This window comes from Aliiroseovarius salicola, assembly GCF_027891095.1.
GTDB lineage: Bacteria > Pseudomonadota > Alphaproteobacteria > Rhodobacterales > Rhodobacteraceae > Aliiroseovarius > Aliiroseovarius salicola.
The window spans coordinates 26,597-42,619 of sequence record NZ_JAQIIO010000011.1 but is presented as its reverse complement, the minus strand read 5'-3'; the positions used below and the strand labels follow the sequence as shown (position 1 = coordinate 42,619).

At 56.7% G+C, this 16,023-nt stretch carries 18 protein-coding genes; 11 read left to right on the top strand and 7 right to left on the bottom strand.

The genetic code is table 11. From position 1 onward, the window contains the following. Positions 1-15 precede the first annotated feature (15 nt). The 6 genes from O2N63_RS15600 to miaB all read right to left on the bottom strand — a co-directional run bounded on the left by O2N63_RS15600 (position 16) and on the right by miaB (position 5,218). Positions 16-963: a hemolysin family protein gene (locus O2N63_RS15600; RefSeq protein WP_271055222.1), complete on the bottom strand. Its 948-nt coding sequence runs from the start codon at positions 961-963 to the stop codon at positions 16-18. A gap of 32 nt (positions 964-995) precedes the next feature. Further along, positions 996-1,496 carry an rRNA maturation RNase YbeY gene (gene ybeY, locus O2N63_RS15595; protein ID WP_271055221.1) on the bottom strand — a complete coding sequence of 167 codons (501 nt, stop codon included), beginning with the start codon at positions 1,494-1,496 and terminating at the stop codon, positions 996-998. Between the two features lie 29 nt (positions 1,497-1,525). Next, positions 1,526-2,572, bottom strand: coding sequence for a PhoH family protein (locus tag O2N63_RS15590; protein WP_271055220.1), 1,047 nt, complete (start codon positions 2,570-2,572; stop codon positions 1,526-1,528). A 184-nt stretch (positions 2,573-2,756) separates the two neighbouring features. Further along, positions 2,757-3,116, bottom strand: coding sequence for a hypothetical protein (locus O2N63_RS15585; protein WP_271055219.1), 360 nt, complete (start codon positions 3,114-3,116; stop codon positions 2,757-2,759). Continuing rightward, the gene (locus tag O2N63_RS15580) at positions 3,113-3,688 is read right to left on the bottom strand and encodes an OmpA family protein (RefSeq protein WP_271055218.1); all 576 of its coding nucleotides are present in this window, start codon (positions 3,686-3,688) and stop codon (positions 3,113-3,115) included. Before O2N63_RS15580 ends, O2N63_RS15585 begins: the two co-directional genes overlap by 4 nt. 192 nt (positions 3,689-3,880) lie before the next feature. Then, positions 3,881-5,218 carry a tRNA (N6-isopentenyl adenosine(37)-C2)-methylthiotransferase MiaB gene (miaB, locus tag O2N63_RS15575; RefSeq protein WP_271055217.1) on the bottom strand — a complete coding sequence of 446 codons (1,338 nt, stop codon included), beginning with the start codon at positions 5,216-5,218 and terminating at the stop codon, positions 3,881-3,883. A gap of 225 nt (positions 5,219-5,443) precedes the next feature. Between miaB and O2N63_RS15570 the strand changes: the two genes are divergently transcribed. The 3 genes from O2N63_RS15570 (at position 5,444) to O2N63_RS15560 (ending at position 7,490) form a co-directional block, all read left to right on the top strand. Continuing rightward, positions 5,444-6,313: a hypothetical protein gene (locus O2N63_RS15570; protein ID WP_271055216.1), complete on the top strand. Its 870-nt coding sequence runs from the start codon at positions 5,444-5,446 to the stop codon at positions 6,311-6,313. A gap of 1 nt (position 6,314) precedes the next feature. Further along, the gene (locus tag O2N63_RS15565) at positions 6,315-6,950 is read left to right on the top strand and encodes a hypothetical protein (protein ID WP_271055215.1); all 636 of its coding nucleotides are present in this window, start codon (positions 6,315-6,317) and stop codon (positions 6,948-6,950) included. 111 nt (positions 6,951-7,061) lie between these two features. Then, positions 7,062-7,490, top strand: coding sequence for an FKBP-type peptidyl-prolyl cis-trans isomerase (locus O2N63_RS15560; protein WP_271055214.1), 429 nt, complete (start codon positions 7,062-7,064; stop codon positions 7,488-7,490). A 216-nt stretch (positions 7,491-7,706) separates the two neighbouring features. Here the strand turns inward: O2N63_RS15560 and irrA are convergent, their stop codons facing one another. After that, a complete protein-coding gene (gene irrA, locus O2N63_RS15555) occupies positions 7,707-8,123 on the bottom strand; it encodes an iron response transcriptional regulator IrrA (protein WP_271055213.1) in 417 nt (138 codons plus the stop codon). A 191-nt stretch (positions 8,124-8,314) separates the two neighbouring features. Between irrA and fabA the strand changes: the two genes are divergently transcribed. From fabA to O2N63_RS15515, 8 genes are all read left to right on the top strand, one after another. Continuing rightward, positions 8,315-8,824, top strand: a complete 510-nt coding sequence (gene fabA / locus O2N63_RS15550) for a bifunctional 3-hydroxydecanoyl-ACP dehydratase/trans-2-decenoyl-ACP isomerase (protein WP_271055265.1) — start codon at positions 8,315-8,317, stop codon at positions 8,822-8,824. Between the two features lie 50 nt (positions 8,825-8,874). Further along, positions 8,875-10,104, top strand: a complete 1,230-nt coding sequence (gene fabB, locus O2N63_RS15545; protein ID WP_271055212.1) for a beta-ketoacyl-ACP synthase I — start codon at positions 8,875-8,877, stop codon at positions 10,102-10,104. Between the two features lie 27 nt (positions 10,105-10,131). Further along, positions 10,132-10,920 (top strand): enoyl-ACP reductase FabI, encoded by a 789-nt coding sequence (locus O2N63_RS15540; protein WP_271055211.1) that lies wholly within the window; start codon positions 10,132-10,134, stop codon positions 10,918-10,920. A 140-nt stretch (positions 10,921-11,060) separates the two neighbouring features. Then, the gene (locus O2N63_RS15535; RefSeq protein ID WP_271055210.1) at positions 11,061-11,936 is read left to right on the top strand and encodes an alpha/beta fold hydrolase; all 876 of its coding nucleotides are present in this window, start codon (positions 11,061-11,063) and stop codon (positions 11,934-11,936) included. Next, positions 11,926-12,900 carry a threonine ammonia-lyase gene (locus tag O2N63_RS15530; protein ID WP_271055209.1) on the top strand — a complete coding sequence of 325 codons (975 nt, stop codon included), beginning with the start codon at positions 11,926-11,928 and terminating at the stop codon, positions 12,898-12,900. Before O2N63_RS15535 ends, O2N63_RS15530 begins: the two co-directional genes overlap by 11 nt. Next, on the top strand, positions 12,897-14,093 hold the full coding sequence (locus tag O2N63_RS15525; RefSeq protein ID WP_271055208.1) for an endonuclease/exonuclease/phosphatase family protein: 1,197 nt from the start codon (positions 12,897-12,899) through the stop codon (positions 14,091-14,093). The genes O2N63_RS15530 and O2N63_RS15525 overlap by 4 nt, the downstream gene beginning before the upstream one ends. After that, the gene (gene pcaD, locus O2N63_RS15520; RefSeq protein ID WP_271055207.1) at positions 14,090-14,884 is read left to right on the top strand and encodes a 3-oxoadipate enol-lactonase; all 795 of its coding nucleotides are present in this window, start codon (positions 14,090-14,092) and stop codon (positions 14,882-14,884) included. Before O2N63_RS15525 ends, pcaD begins: the two co-directional genes overlap by 4 nt. Positions 14,885-15,132: 248 nt before the next feature. Then, on the top strand, positions 15,133-15,876 hold the full coding sequence (locus O2N63_RS15515; RefSeq protein WP_271055206.1) for a 1-(5-phosphoribosyl)-5-[(5-phosphoribosylamino)methylideneamino]imidazole-4-carboxamide isomerase: 744 nt from the start codon (positions 15,133-15,135) through the stop codon (positions 15,874-15,876). Positions 15,877-16,023: the final 147 nt, after the last annotated feature.

Sequence of the window (16,023 nt, the reverse complement as noted above, 5' to 3'; positions counted from 1 at the left end):
TGGGTCAGGCGCATGTTAGCCGATCAGTCCGGTGGGGATTCGCACCCGCATCCGCTTGATCCGACGCGGATCTGCATCGACCACTTCGAATTCCACACCTTCCGGGTGCAAGATCACTTCACCCCGTGCAGGAACGTGACTGGACAGCAGAAACACCAATCCGCCCAGCGTATCGATCTCTTCATCTTCGTCGTCGCTGTGCAATCGGATCCCGATCTCGGCTTCAAATTCCTCAAGCGGCGCCTTGGCCTCAGCAAGGTAGCAGCCGGGCTTTTCCTCGACCCAAAGCGTCCCTTCTTCGGCGTCATGCTCATCTTCGATTTCACCAACCACCTGCTCGATCAGATCTTCGATTGTTACAAGCCCATCCACTCCGCCATACTCATCAATGACCAGTGCCATGTGGATGCGATCGGTTTGCATTTTTTGCAAGAGCACACCGATGGGCATCGAAGGCGGTGCATACAGGAGGGGGCGCAAGAGGTTCTTGAGCGCATAGCGCTCGGCTTTCCCGGACGCAGATCCGTTGAAGCCGTGATTGAGGGCGAAATCCTTGAGGTGTACCAGCCCGACTGGCGTATCCAGCGTGCCTTCGAACACGGGCAGCCGGGTCAGGCCGCTTTCACGAAACAGCTCGACCAATTCGGTTTTCTTGATGTCACAGGGAACGGATACGATTTCCGATTTCGGGATCGCCACATCTTCAACCCGCAACCGGCGCAGGTTGATCATGCTTGGGCTCATCTGCTGCTGAGAACCGTTCACCGATTCCTGTCGCTTTTCAGGCTGTTGCTCTCCGGTGTCCGTCGGGCTTAATGCCCCGATGACGCGACTGAAGAAACCGCCCTTCTGATGCACAAGTTGCGGCTGTGGCCGCGTCTGGTCTGGCTCATCTGGTTCATGCGCGCTTTGCGCTGCGTTAGAAGAGCCTTCCTGACCCTCGTCGATATGTCGTTCGCCCATTTTTCCTTTTCCGTTTCCGCGCTGGCAGGCGCTTACTCACTTAAATATGGATCTGAAATGCTCATCTTGCCAAGGATTTCAACCTCCAATCCCTCCATTAGGGCCGCATCTGCATCGTTAATGTGATCATAACCCAACAGATGAAGGGTGCCGTGGACCAAAAGATGGGTCACATGAGTTGCAAACTCCTTACCCTGTTCGCTGGCCTCACGCGCACATGTTTCATAAGCAATAGCAATATCACCGAGCTCAATGGGCTCACCGGGGAAATCTGCCTCTGGTGCTTCAGGCTGGCCACCAGGCACCTCCGCCGCGCGTTCGTCCGACGGCCATGACAGCACGTTGGTCGGTTGGCCCTTGGCGCGGAATTCACCGTTCAACTCAGCAATCCGCGCGTCATCACAGGCGAGCACGGCAATTTCTGCCTCGCCAATGCCCAGATGCGCCAATACCTCAGCACAGGCACGTTCTGCCAAGGCCTCTAGCCCCGCCTCTTCCCAGCGGGGCTCTTCAATTACGATATCAACGCTCATTATTCTTGCTCAAAACACCTCGAGGGCCGCTACGCATCAGGGCGGGCAGAGCCCCCTGCGCTCTCCGCCTTGCGCGCCTGTTCACGTTCACTTGCCGCGTCATACGCCTCAATGATCTTGGCCACAAGCGGATGACGCACCACGTCTTTTGAGGTGAAATAGTTAAAGGCAATCTTGTCGATGCCGGTCAGGAGTTTTTCCGCATCCCGCAGCCCAGACTGCACCCCGCGCGGCAAATCAACCTGGCTACGGTCGCCGGTAATCACCATGCGCGACCCTTCGCCCAGACGGGTCAGGAACATCTTCATTTGCATCGTGGTTGCATTCTGCGCCTCGTCCAGCACCACAAAGGCATTTGCCAGCGTGCGCCCGCGCATAAACGCCAGCGGCGCAATCTCGATGCGTTTCTCTTCAATCAGCTTGGCCACTTGCTTGCTGGGCAGAAAATCGCCCAGCGCATCGTATAGCGGCTGCATATAGGGATCGACCTTGTCTTTCATGTCACCGGGCAGGAACCCCAGACGTTCGCCAGCTTCCACCGCGGGGCGCGACAGGATGATCTTATCCACATGGCCGCCCAGAAACATATTCACCCCAACCGCCACGGCGAGATAGGTTTTACCGGTGCCGGCGGGGCCAATACCGAAAGCAAGCTCGTTTTCAAACAGGTTCTGCACATAGGATTTCTGTGCTTCGGTGCGCGGTTCGACGGTTTTCTTACGCGTCTTGATCTCGACATCGCCGCGCTTGAACATTTCCATCTGGTCACCGTCGCGCGTACCAGTACCTTCTTGCGAGCCTCCCATGCGAATCTCTGCGTCGATATCGCCGGATTCGATCATGCGCCCTGCTTCCAGTCGCTGATAAAGCGCAGTGAGCACTTCCCCTGCCTTGTCACGGGCCTCGCCCATAACCGCCAGTTGATTGCCGCGTCGGATGATTTGCACGCCAAGATGGCTTTCGATCTGGGTCAGGTTGCGATCAAACTCACCACACAGATCAATCAAAAGCCGGTTGTCAGGGAATTCCAGCAACACCTCATGCTCGTGTTCCACGGCGGGCGGTGCAGCAGTCATGTTCTCAAATCCCAAGACGGTCTCCGTTAGCATTGCTCATAAGGGAAGGGTGCCAAGAGAGCGGCGGAAGCGCAAGCCCCCTCGCAAATTCTTCACCAGATTGGCAACAAAAATGATGGCGGGGAAAAAGGCCGCTGGATATCCAACGGCCTTCCGACTTTTCAATACGCTCTTAAAGAGTGGATCAATTTCCGTTGTCTGGAACGTAATCTTTGATACCCGGACTATCAGATTGATATTGGCCCACCACAGTTCCCGGCGGGTATTTTTTGTTGCAAATCGGCAACCCCGTCTTTGGATCAAATCGGCGGCCCGCATAGCCTTCGACCCCGTCGTCGATCAGCCAGCCCTGACAACCATCAGGATCGTAAACGATTGCGGCATGTCCATCGGTGATGTTCTGACTGTCATGACCGCGATCCTGACTGGTAGCAATCACGGCATTGGGGTTGCCCTCATAGCGTTGCAGCCCGCTACCGGCCACACAGGCAGAAAGAACCAGAGAAACGCTGATCATCAGCGGAAAAACAGGTTTCACCATCATTTGTCATCCCACGTATAGCACACCACTTCGACGCGGCGATTTTTCTGCATGTTTGCGGCGGAAGTGTTTGGCACCAGCGGCTGACGTTCGCCAAAACCGATTTCGCGCTCGACAACCGCTCCAACGGATCTGGCGACCTTCGCCACAGCCGCAGCACGGCGTTTGGACAGGCGAATATTATAGCCGTCAGATGCACGGCTGTCGGTATGACCGTAAATGGCATATCCGAACGCATTGGCTGCGGAAAAGAAATGTTGCAGCCGCGCGCGGCCTGACCGGGTCAGACGGGCGCTATCTGTTGCAAACAGCGTATCGGTGTTTTCCACCAGGCAGGTATTTTTGGCCAGGCATACCGGCTTGCCGGTCTTCGGGTCGACCCGATCAATCATGTAGCCTTCAAGGCCACCATCAGCCCACCAATGCATACAGCCATCATGATCCACCCAGACACCCCAGTTGACGGTACCATAAACAGGCGGTGCATTTTGGGCCAACGAAGGTGCGGCGCCCAATCCCAGCGACAAGGCTGAGACAATGGCAGCACCAGATAATAGATTGCGAAATAATGTCACTACTTCCCCTCTTTCCCCCCACAACTCGACACCACACCCCTACAGTGTCGCCCAAAAAATGACACACTTCCGCCTCAATCAGCAAGTTAATGAAGCCTAAGAGATTGTTTTTAAATAATATTGTATCCACGGCCGACACAATGCCGACTGCACATCAGGATTGTTGTGATTTCAAGACGGTCCGGCGGCGTTTCAGCCGACCAGCACACCGCCCAGAGAGTTCGGTCCGCTCTGGGTGATTCTCACACGACGCAAATCTCCGACAGAAACATCCCCGGTCACATGCACGGCATGAAGATAGTCCGATTTCCCGACCATCTGCCCATCGAGACGCCCCTTCTTTTCGAAAAGAACCCCCACTTCACGACCAACCATGCTGTCCTGAACTTCGCGCTGTTGCTCGGTGATCAGCGCCTGAAGGCGGTACAGCCGCTCGGTTGCTACCGCATCATCCACCAGAGCACGTTCAGCTGCCGGGGTGCCCGGACGGGTGGAATACTTGAAGCTGAACGCTTGGCCATATTTCACTTCACGGATCAGCGCCATCGTGTCCTCGAAATCCTGATCATCCTCTTCCGGGAAACCGACAATAAAGTCGCCCGAGATCAGGATGTCAGGACGGGCCTCACGGATGCGCTCGATCAGCCGCAGATAGCTCTCGGCGGTATGACTGCGGTTCATTCGCTTGAGGATCTTATCCGATCCCGACTGCACCGGCAGGTGCAGGTACGGCATCAGTTTGTCGCACTCTGCATGGGCGGCAATCAGATCGTCTTCCATGTCGTTAGGGTGCGAAGTGGTAAAGCGGATGCGCTCCAGCCCATCCACGTCGTTCAAGGCCCAGATCAGCTTGGCCAGCGACCAGTCGCCATCGGGACCAGCACCGTGATAGGCGTTTACGTTCTGCCCCAAGAGGGTGATTTCGCGCACGCCCCGCTCTACCAGATCATTGGCTTCACGAAGGATACGTTCCACCGGGCGGCTGACTTCTGCCCCGCGGGTGTAAGGCACCACGCAGAAGGCGCAAAATTTGTCACAGCCTTCTTGAACAGTCAAAAACGCCGCCGGGTTGCGCTTGGCCTTGGTGCCACGCAGTTTGGGCAAGTGTTCGAACTTGTCTTCCTCAGGGAAATCGGTGTCGAGCGCCTTTTCCCCCTTCGCCACCTGCTCCATCATTGCGGGCAGACGGTGATAGGTTTGCGGACCAACCACCAGATCGACCAGCGGCTGACGACGCATGATCTCTTCACCTTCGGCCTGGGCAACACAACCGGCCACACCGATCTTCAGATCCGGGTTCTCCGCCTTCAACCCTTTGAACCGGCCCAATTCGGAATAAACCTTTTCGGCTGCCTTCTCTCGGATGTGGCAGGTGTTCAGCAGGATCATATCCGCATCATCGGGGCTGTCCGTCTGTTCATACCCATCCGCGCCCAGCGCTTCGGCCATGCGTTCACTGTCATACACATTCATCTGGCAGCCATAGGTGCGGATGAAAAGCTTCTTCGGATCGATTTTCGTGTCGGACATGGTGCGTCTTCCCGGTGGGTCTGGGCCAGCAGTGACAGGGTATCACAGCAGGGGTCAAGGCGCTCTCCTACACAAATCCGCCTTGCCCTGCAACGCCTGAGACACATCCGGACCTGGTCAGGGCCGACCCAATCCGCACCTTTGCGACGGCTCACTTGCAAATCCCCATGATTTCGTGATTTTTTAACCGCGGGACCGCATGATCATGCGGGATGGGAGCAGGTCATGCGTTACACCAGTTTGAACGAGTTTCTGAAATCAAGCCCCGCAGCGCTTGCAAAGGGGCCGGTGGGGATGATCTTTGTCGAAGATCTGGTGGAAGTGGAAAGCACCATTCGCCATCACCATCTTGCGGGTTTCAAATCGCTTCTGGTCTTTGCCCCGGTTGAACTCGACATCCCCAAAACACTAGAGGAAATGATCCACCGGATCGACTTCAACACGTCACGCGATAATGCTTTGACCAATGCCGTAAACAAGGTAATTGCCGCAGCACCAGGCATCTGGCTCTATTATTGTTTCAATGCCGAATACCTGTTCCACCCCTTTTGCGAAACGCGTTTGATCGGCGAACTTCTCGCGTTCCACACCGAGGAGCGGCGCAATGCGGTGCTCACCTATGTCATCGATCTGTATGCAGAGGATCTCGAGCAGCATCCAAACGCGGTTTCGCTGGAAAACGCGTTGATGGACAGATCAGGTTATTATGCTCTTGGACGCGAAGATCCCGCCCGCGAGGGTCACATGAAAGATCGTCAATACGACTTTTTTGGCGGGCTCAGATGGCGGTTTGAGGAACATATCCCCGCACCGCGTCGCAAGATTGACCGAATTTCCCTGTTTCGCGCGAAGCCCGGGTTGAAACTGCGTGCCGACCACACGTTCAACGACGAAGAATACAACACCTATGCCTGCCCGTGGCACAATAATATCACCGTGGCCATCGCCAGTTTCCGCACTGCCAAAGCGCTGAAATCCAACGCGGGCTCCACGTTCGACATCCACACGTTCAAATGGCACAATTCGACAGAGTTCGACTGGTCGTCAAAGCAGCTTATGGATCTGGGGCTGATGGAACCGGGGCAGTGGTTTTAAGATGCATATGCTCGGCTGGGCTCTTGCCCTTGGCCTGTCGATTTTGCTTTGGTGGTACCCGGTTCTTGTTCGCCCCGCACGACGCGCCCTAATCGGTCGATCACCTTACCCGCTCTGGGCGGCACTGCTTGCACAGCTAACTCTGTTTGGTCTATTTTTTACTACCTTTTTCGGTGCCGATGGAGGGCTGGAATTCTTTGTAGTATTCTTTGCCCCTCCTGTTTTCTTGGCAGCCTTCCCAAATTGGCTTGCCTCTATATGGGTGGAGTTTCCCTATCTTCGACCCGCTTTGATGTCAGGAATTGCTTCGGGCACCACATTTTTCCTGCTTACCAACTTACTGGTCTCGAATTGGCGCAGGCATGCGCTCTTACCTGCTCTGATCGTAGCAACGTCAGTGGCCTATCCAGTCGCCAACAGAACAGTGCAAACCCTGATGGCCCAAGAGGCCGAACGGTTGTCCGTCACCTGTTTCGAAGCCCAAAGTCTGCTTACGTCGATACGAGACGGCTGGCCATATGAGCTACACGCCTACGCGTTTGTAGACGGCACCCCATACTATTGGAGTTATGCTGCCGTCCGCTTCCTACCTTTACCTCAAGACAAACAATTCCTCGCAGGACAGTGCAACGACTAATCGGTTTACATCCTCGCCTGCCCCTCTATCTTGTCCCGATCTCATACGAGCACCCGTTGCGTGATCCGCTTGCGGCCTCGTCCATTCATTTCCCTATACAATGAGGCCCCCATGACCGAAGTCACCCAAGGCGCAACCGTGCGCATTCACTATACTGGCACGCTTGAAGATGGGTCCGTATTTGACAGTTCCGAAGGCCGCGAACCGCTGGAGTTTGCCGTGGGTTCCGGCATGATCATTCCCGGTCTCGACAAAGCGCTGCCCGGCATGACTGTTGGTGAGAAGAAAAAGGTGACCATTGCCCCGGAAGAAGCCTATGGCCAGCGCCACGATCAAGCTGTCATGGATGTTCCACGCAATGAGATCCCGGCAGAGATCCCGCTGGAAGTTGGTCTGCAATTGCAGATGTCCGGCCCGCAAGGTCAACCGGTGCCGGTGACTGTCACCGCACTGACCGATGAAAGCGTAACCCTGGACGCCAACCACGCGCTGGCGGGCAAGACGCTGATCTTTGATTTCGAAGTCGTGTCGATCGGCTAAACGATTGCCGCGACCCTCTGTGGTCGCGGCAATTCCCCGCTCAGGGATCCGGTTGAGTTTCCTTCCGGTGGCTCACTTCGTGAGCCTGAAGAGGCGCTGCCCCTCACCGCATTCGCGGCACACCCCAAGGTATTTTCAGCAAGAAAAAAGCAGGTTGGGTCGCGCGGGGGCGGCGATCTCATTTCTGGAGATTCTTAGAATATCGAGGTCTGGATGTCAGCTGCGGCGCAGGCGGATCACCACGTCCACCTTGCTGATCTCGGCCCCATCGGGGGCGTCTGGCAGGCGGGCAATTTCCAATTCGTCGGCGGGGGCGTCCATCAGCTCTTCGCTATCTTCCCAGAAGAAATGCGGGTGGTTCGACACATTGGTGTCAAAATAGCTGCGCGCTCCGTTCACAGTGATTTCCCTCAACAACCCAGCTTCGGAAAAGACGCGCAGAGTGTTGTAGACTGTGGCCAGTGACACTTTCTCACCACTGTCGCGCGATGCCTCATAAAGGCTTTCTGCGGTGACATGGCGATGCTCACCATCCCCGACCAGAAGATGCGCAAGCGACAACCGCTGACGGGTTGGGCGCAGGCCAGCACTGGCCAGCCAGGTTTCTTCGAGAAGTGTTACAGAGTGCGTCATGGTGTTTTCCGTACGAGTGGGCGGTAATATAAAGGCCCTTTGTGCAGGTTTCCATGGTTTTTTACATGTGTAGGATCAAAGCGTAACACCAACCCTGTTTTCTGGGCCACAACGCCCTGCTGCCCTTGCGTCCGGCTTTGTGCGGGTGATAGAGGAGAAGGGACGAAATGACACAAGATATGGGGCGGTTGATGGCGGACTATCCGACAAGCTTTGACAAGGAAGATCTATTGAAATGCGCACGCGGCGAGCTCTTTGGCCCGGGCAACGCGCAGCTTCCTGCTCCTCCGATGCTGATGATGGATCGGATTACCGAGATTTCCGGCGACGGCGGTGCACATGGCAAGGGTCACGTGCTGGCAGAATTCGACATTACCCCCGACCTGTGGTTCTTCGACTGTCACTTCCCCGGCAATCCGATCATGCCGGGCTGCTTGGGCCTCGATGGTCTGTGGCAGCTGACCGGCTTCAACCTCGGCTGGCGCGGCTGGCAGGGGCGCGGTTATGCGCTGGGTGTCGGCGAAGTAAAACTGACCGGAATGGTACGTCCAGATCGCAAGATGCTGACCTATAGGATCGACTTCACCAAGGCGATCCAAACCCGCCGTCTGACCATGGGTGTGGCTGACGGGATTGTCGAAGCCGATGGCGAAGTGATCTATCAGGTCAAGGACATGAAAGTGGCTCTTTCCGAGAGCTGATCAATACCCTGCCCCTGCCGAAGATCTGGGGCAACCAAAGGAGTGCGCATATGCGTCGTGTAGTCGTCACCGGTCTGGGCATTGTCTCGGCCATCGGGAACAATGCGGAAGAAGTTCTGGCCTCATTGAAGGCGGGCAAATCCGGCATCACCGCCAATGAAGACATGGTAGAGCACGGATTCCGCAGCCAGATCGCAGGCAAGCCTGATATCGACATCACCCAGCATGTGGACAAGCGCACCTTGCGCTTCATGGGGCCGGGTGCCGCCTATGCGCATATTGCGATGACCCAGGCGATTGCTGATGCGGGTCTGGGTGAGGATGATGTGGTCAACCCGCGCACCGGTCTTGTGGCCGGCTCTGGTGGACCGTCAACCAGCGCCATGTTTGCCGCGCACCAGACCGCCCTGAAATCCGGAGCCACCAAACGCATCGGGCCGTTTGCGGTGCCGAAATGTATGGGATCGACCATTTCAGCCAATCTGGCAACGGCCTTCAAGATCAAGGGCGTGAACTATTCGATCACTTCGGCTTGCTCGACCTCACTGCATTGCATCGGCAATGCGGCGGAGCAGATCATGATGGGCAAACAGGATGTGATGTTCGCCGGTGGCGGTGAAGAGCTTGACTGGACACTCTCATGCCTCTTTGACGCAATGGGCGCAATGTCCTCGAAATACAATGACACGCCCGAGAAAGCCTCGCGCGCGTTTGATGCCGATCGCGATGGTTTCGTGATCGGTGGCGGTGGCGCCATTCTGGTGTTGGAAGATCTGGAACATGCCAAAGCGCGTGGCGCTAAAATATATGCTGAAGTCACCGGCTATGGTGCAACGTCCGATGGTCACGACATGGTGGCCCCGTCCGGTGAGGGCGGCGAGCGCGCAATGCGTCTGGCTATGGACATGCTGCCCGAAGGCCGCAAGGTGGGCTATATCAACGCACACGGCACCTCGACCCCGGTTGGGGACGTGGGCGAAGTGGAAGCAGTACGCCGCGTGTTTGGTGAAGGGACCACCCCACCGATCAGTTCGACCAAATCCATGACCGGTCATTCGCAGGGGGCAACCGGTGCGCAGGAAGCCGTTTACTGCTTGCTGATGCTGGACAATGATTTCATTGCACCATCGATCAACGTGGAAAACCTGGATCCAGGCATCAATGAAGGCGAGATCGCAACCTCACTGGTGGAAAACGCCGGGCTGGACAGTGTGATGACCAACAGCTTCGGTTTTGGCGGCACCAACGGGTCGATGATCCTAAGCATATACAAAGACTGATTTCAGACATTAGATTGAGGACGTGACATGGCAGGACTGATGCAAGGGAAACGGGGCCTCATCATGGGGGTTGCCAACCAACGCTCGATTGCGTGGGGCATTGCGCAGGCGATGGCCAATGAAGGTGCGGAGCTTGCTTTCAGCTATCAGGGCGACGCGTTTGGTGGGCGGGTAGCCCCACTGGCGGCCAGTGTCGGTTCGGACCTGCTGGTCGACATGGATGTGACGGATGATGCCGCGCTGGACAAAGGGTTCGACGATCTGTTTTCTAAATGGGACAGCATCGATTTCGTCGTGCATGCCATTGCTTACTCCGACAAGAACGAACTGGCGGGCCGGTTCGTCGACACCTCGCGGGCAAACTTCAAGAACTCGATGGATATCAGCTGCTATTCGCTGATCGAGGTGGCTCGACGGGTGGCCCCGAAGATGACCGATGGCGGCACGATCCTGACGCTCACCTATGGTGGTTCGAACCGGGTGACACCGTTTTACAACGTCATGGGTGTTGCCAAGGCAGCACTTGAAGCGTCTGTGCGTTATCTGGCCAACGACCTCGGACCGGACCGGATCCGCGTGAACGCCATTTCGCCCGGTCCGATGAAAACGCTTGCCGGGGCCGCGATCGGCGGAGCACGAAAAACATTTCGCCACACCGAACAGAACGCTCCCTTGCGTCAGAACGCGACCCTAGAGGCTGTGGGCGGCACCGCAGTGTATCTTGCTTCGGATTACGGCAATTGCACCACTGGAGAGATCATTACCGTGGACAGCGGGTTCCATGTGCTGGGTATGCCGCAGCCGGACAATCTGTAATCTCGCAAGATACGTGATCATGAAAGGCTGCCCTTGGGCGGCCTTTTTTTATTGCAAGCTGCGCCCGCCCGTCTTCGCCCCTGCGGTCAATTCACTCCAGGACATTTCTCGGCAGAAAATGAGGAGTGTGGACCCTCGGCATGTTCCGTGCTTTCTTGCCGGAAAAGCAATTGGAGGTATGGATGCAGAAGTTTGTCGCAGCAGATGGGGTGAAGATTGCCTATCGCGATGAAGGGGAGGGGCTGCCGGTCTTGGCGCTGTCGGGGCTGACACGCAATTCCAATGATTTCAACTTCGTGGCCCCGCATCTGAAGGGCGTACGCCTGATCCGCATGGATTATCGCGGACGGGGGCACTCGGATCGGGCCCCACATTCAACCTACACCATCCCGCAGGAAGCACAGGATGCCCTTACGCTGATGGATCATTTGGGTCTGGAACGCGCGGCGATCCTCGGCACCTCGCGCGGAGGGTTGATTGCGATGGGGTTGGCGGCCACGGTGAAAGACCGGTTGATTGGTGTCTGCTTGAATGACATTGGCCCGGATCTCGATCCACTGGGGCTGACTTATATCATGTCCTATCTGGGACGCCGCCCATCCTGGCGTGCCTTTGGGTCGATTGTGGCAATGCGCAAGGCCGCAATGGAGCAAGCGGGGTTTCACAATGTGCCGGATGCGCGCTGGGAGGAAGAGGTTTCCTATCTCTATGAAGACCTGAACGGGAAATGGGAGAACCGCTATGATCCGGCGCTACGAACCGCCGTGGAGGAGGCCGGAGCACAGCCGATGCCGGATCTCTGGCCGTTCTACGATGCCTTCAAGGGATTGCCTTTGGCGCTGATCCACGGGGCAAATTCAGATCTGCTCACAGACACCACAGTTTCCAAGATGCAATCCCGCAACCCCGATCTGCGCTATGCCAAGGTGGCGGACCGGGGCCATGTGCCGTTTCTGGATGAACCGGAGGCTCTTGCTGTCATCCACTCCTGGTTGGATATTTGCCATGAATATTGAAATGATCCGCGCCGCCGAACAAAGGCTCAGGAGGCACGCGAGACGCACGCCACTGTTGTCTTCGCCCTTTCTGGACGAGATCGCCGGACGTCAGGTTTTGGTTAAACCGGAATGCCTGCAACATACCGGCAGCTTTAAATATCGGGGCGCGCGTGCTGCACTTTCAGCGCTTGATGATGAGACCTGCCAGCGAGGGGTGATCGCCTTTTCCTCTGGCAACCATGCGCAAGGGGTGGCGCTGGCAGCTCGGGAATTTGGGACCAGCGCGGTGATTATCATGCCATCGGACGCGCCGGAGCTAAAAATCGAAAATACCCGCGCCCTAGGGGCCGAAGTTGTGCTTTACGACCGTGCGAATGAGGACCGGGATGCGATTGGGGCAGAGCTTGCGGCAACGCGGGGCCTCACTCTGATCAAGCCATTTGATGAGCCTCAGGTGATCGCTGGGCAAGGCACTGTGGGGCTTGAGATCGCCGAGGATGCAGCGGCACTGGGAGTACATTTGGCGTCCGTTCTGGTGCCCTGCGGCGGAGGTGGTCTGACCTCTGGGGTGGCATTGGCTCTGGAAGCAGAGGCGCCGGAGATGCGCGTGCATCCGGTGGAGCCGGAGGGATTTGACGACGTGGCCCGCTCTCTTGCCACCGGAGAGGTGCAGCGCAATGAACGAACTGCGGGCTCGCTCTGCGATGCCATCATCACCCCCAGCCCGGGGCATATCACCTTGCCCATCATGCAGCGCTTGTGTGGCCCCGGCCTTGTGGTCAGTGAAGATGATTGCCTGCGTGCAATGGCGCTGGCGTGGCAGAGGTTGAAGATCGTCGTGGAACCGGGAGGGGCTGCGGCGCTTGCAGCAGCGTTGTTTCAACCTCAGACCTTCCAAGGTGAAACCGTTATTGTCGTGGCCACCGGCGGCAATGTAGATATGCCTGTATTTCAGCGGGCCCTAAAGGAAGACTTGTCATGAGTGATTTTACCATTTCTTCGTTCAACGTGAAAAACCTGATCGGGGCTGATCAGGAGTATTACCAGTTCATGTCCTACACGCCTGAAGAATACGCCTGGAAACGGGATTGGATGGCGGACCAGATGTTGTCGCTGGATGCTGACGTGATCGGCTTTCAGGAGGTTTTTGAAGAAGACGCATTGCTGGATGTGGTGAAGGAAGCCAACCGGAGGGCATCGGCACTCAACGCGGCCACCATCCCGGATCGATCCAAGCGTTATCACCGCAAAGCGATTTTCCGAAAGCTCGAGGTCGAACCCTGGGGCATTGATCACATCGCCTTTGCCCCCAATGCAAATGACGGTGCGCCCGGCAAACGCAGACCGGGTTTGGCTGTCTTGTCGCGATTTGGCTTTGTGGGCGCACCTGAGATCATTCAGGATCTTGAAACCCCGATTGTCATTTTCTTTTCCGGAGACGGAGGGGAGTATCGCCTGTCACGCCTGTCGCGTCCGATCCTGAAAGTGCGGATCCCGATCGGTGAGGGCGACGACCGGAAGGTGATCACGCTTTTCAACTGCCACCTGAAATCAAAACTCGGCGAATTTCTGCGGCCCGAAGGTGCGGAGTTTGCCCCAGAAGCCGACCTGACCACCTATGACCCTGTCGCCCGCGCTCTGGGTGCGGCGCGCTCTGCCATGCGGCGCATGACCGAAGCCTGGGTTCTGCGCAAACTGGTGGTTGAAGAGATCGAGGCAGGCAATCCGGTGGTGGTTCTGGGTGATTTCAACGACGGCGAACATGCGGTGAGTTCCGAGATCATCTCGGGTGAGGTGCCGTTCAAAAACTATTCCTGGATGCTGCGCCATGATGCGAAAAGCCCGAGCGATCGCTATTCCATCAAGGAAAACGCACAGATCACTGCAGCGGTCGAAAAAGTACGCCTGCATTCAGCTGAGAAGCTCTTTGTGCGAAAATCTCTGCGCGACATGGTTTATACCGCCAGCTTTGGGGGCGTTTTTGAAAGCATCGACCAGATCTTCCTCAGCCGGGATTTCCACCCTGACAACCGGGATCGCATCGCGGATATGACCTATTTCAGTGTGCTGAATGATCACATCACCGATGGCTCGCACCCAGAAGCGCCCTACAACAAACTCGCCTCTGACCACGGGCAGATCATGGCACATCTGACCCTTCGGGGTGGCAAATGATCCTGCCAGGAGAAGACCCCGTCCGCTTGCATGTGGTGGACGAGGGGCCGCACGATGCCCCTGCCTTGGTCTTCGCCCATGCTCTCGGAGCAGATCTGACCATGTGGGATGCCGTGCTACCCTATCTGCCAAATGACCTGCGGGTGATCCGTATGGATATGCGTGGACATGGGCAAAGCCCCTGCCCTGACGGCCCCTATCCAATGGGGGATCTGGTTAAAGATGCAGCCGCGGCACTCGACCGTTTTGGGGTAAAAGACAGCGCCCTTGTCGGCATTTCAATTGGTGGCATCATCGCGCAGGGTCTGGCCGCAGAACGCAAGGATCTTGTCCGCGCGCTGATCCTATCCAACACCGCGGTGAAAATCGCAACGCCCGCCATCTGGGAAGAGCGGGTGGATATCGTGCGCAAAGAAGGTGTGGAGGCATTGGTCGGCCCCAACATGCAGCGCTGGTTTGCGCGCGCAACCCACCGTGATCGCCCTGAGCTTATACTGAATGCTGCTGAGATCATGAGGGCTACGCCAGAGGCAGGTTACCTCGGCTGCATGGCGGCAATTGCAGACACCGACCTTTATGAAAGCACCGCACGGCTGACCCTGCCCACACTTGTCACGGCAGGCAGCGAAGATGGCTCGACCCCCGCCGATCTCGTACGCGAATTGGCCGACCTCATCCCGGGGACACATTTCAAGCTGATCCGCAAATCAGGTCACATGGGCCCGGTTGAGCAGCCCGAAGCCTACGCGGCTGCCATCTCGGAGTTTCTGGAGATCTGCAAGCACGTATGACCCTCTCAACCCGGATTACAGATCCGAGAAGAATTGGTGCCCATAACGCTAGGCTGACCGAGAATCACTCCTTGGTTGACGGTCCCCGCCTGTGCCCCTTCATGTGCTATACTGACATCCCTGCAGCCTTTTCTGCGCGTGTCCGTCTGTTTCCGCACATTTCGTGTCGTTTCCAAATCCGACGACCGGACGGAAATCGCGCCTGCTGTGGCTTGGAACACAAGTGCCAAATGGAAAGGGAGATCCAAATGCAAATTTACCCACTGATCGAGCTGCTCGACGGGCGCTGTGTCAGCCTGTTTCGCGGACGTACGGAAGAGCCACAAATCTGGCATGTGGATCCGGTAAAACGCGCGCTGGAATATGCGGAAGCCGGTGCCGAAGCCATTCAGATCACCGATTTTGATGCGATGTCGGGGGATCACCGCAACGACGAAGTGATCCGTGAAATCATCCGCACGGTTGGCATAGCGGTGCAGGTTGGTGGCGGCGTGAAAACGCTTGAACGAATTGCCGAATGGATCGACCACGGCGCCGCACGCGTTGTTCTGGGGTCGCTTGCGGTCTATCAGCCCGAACTGGTGAAAGAAGCTGCATCACTTCATCCAGACCAGATTGTGTTGGCCGTCGACGTTTACGAAGGCAAAGTTGTCAGCGATGGTTGGAAAAACAAAAGCGCCTTTGATGCCTCAGGTTTCCTGGAAAAGTTCAAAGGCGACCCCCTGGCCGCCATCGTAATCACCGACATTGACGCGGATATCGGTGATGCCGAAGACACCCTCGCACTGATCACTCAGATCGCCGGCGAAGCAAATGCACCGGTGATTGCCCGCGGCACAATCAACGACATCGACGATGTGTCGCGTCTCCAATATGTTCCGCATGTGTCGGGTACAATCATCGGGCGCGCCCTGTTCGACCGCAGCGTCGACCTGACCGAAGCGCTTGCCGTCGCCAAGCCCGAAGCAGCACCAAAGGCAGAATTTATCTGACCTCAGCAAAACACCATCATTGCGCCCAAACCCTCGGGCGCTTTGATGCAAACCTTTGATATAATGGCGATCCCTGAAGGACGCTTTGAAGTATTAGTTTCCAAATACTTGGAGTGGAAAGTTCCAAGACTGCCAGAGATAAGAAAA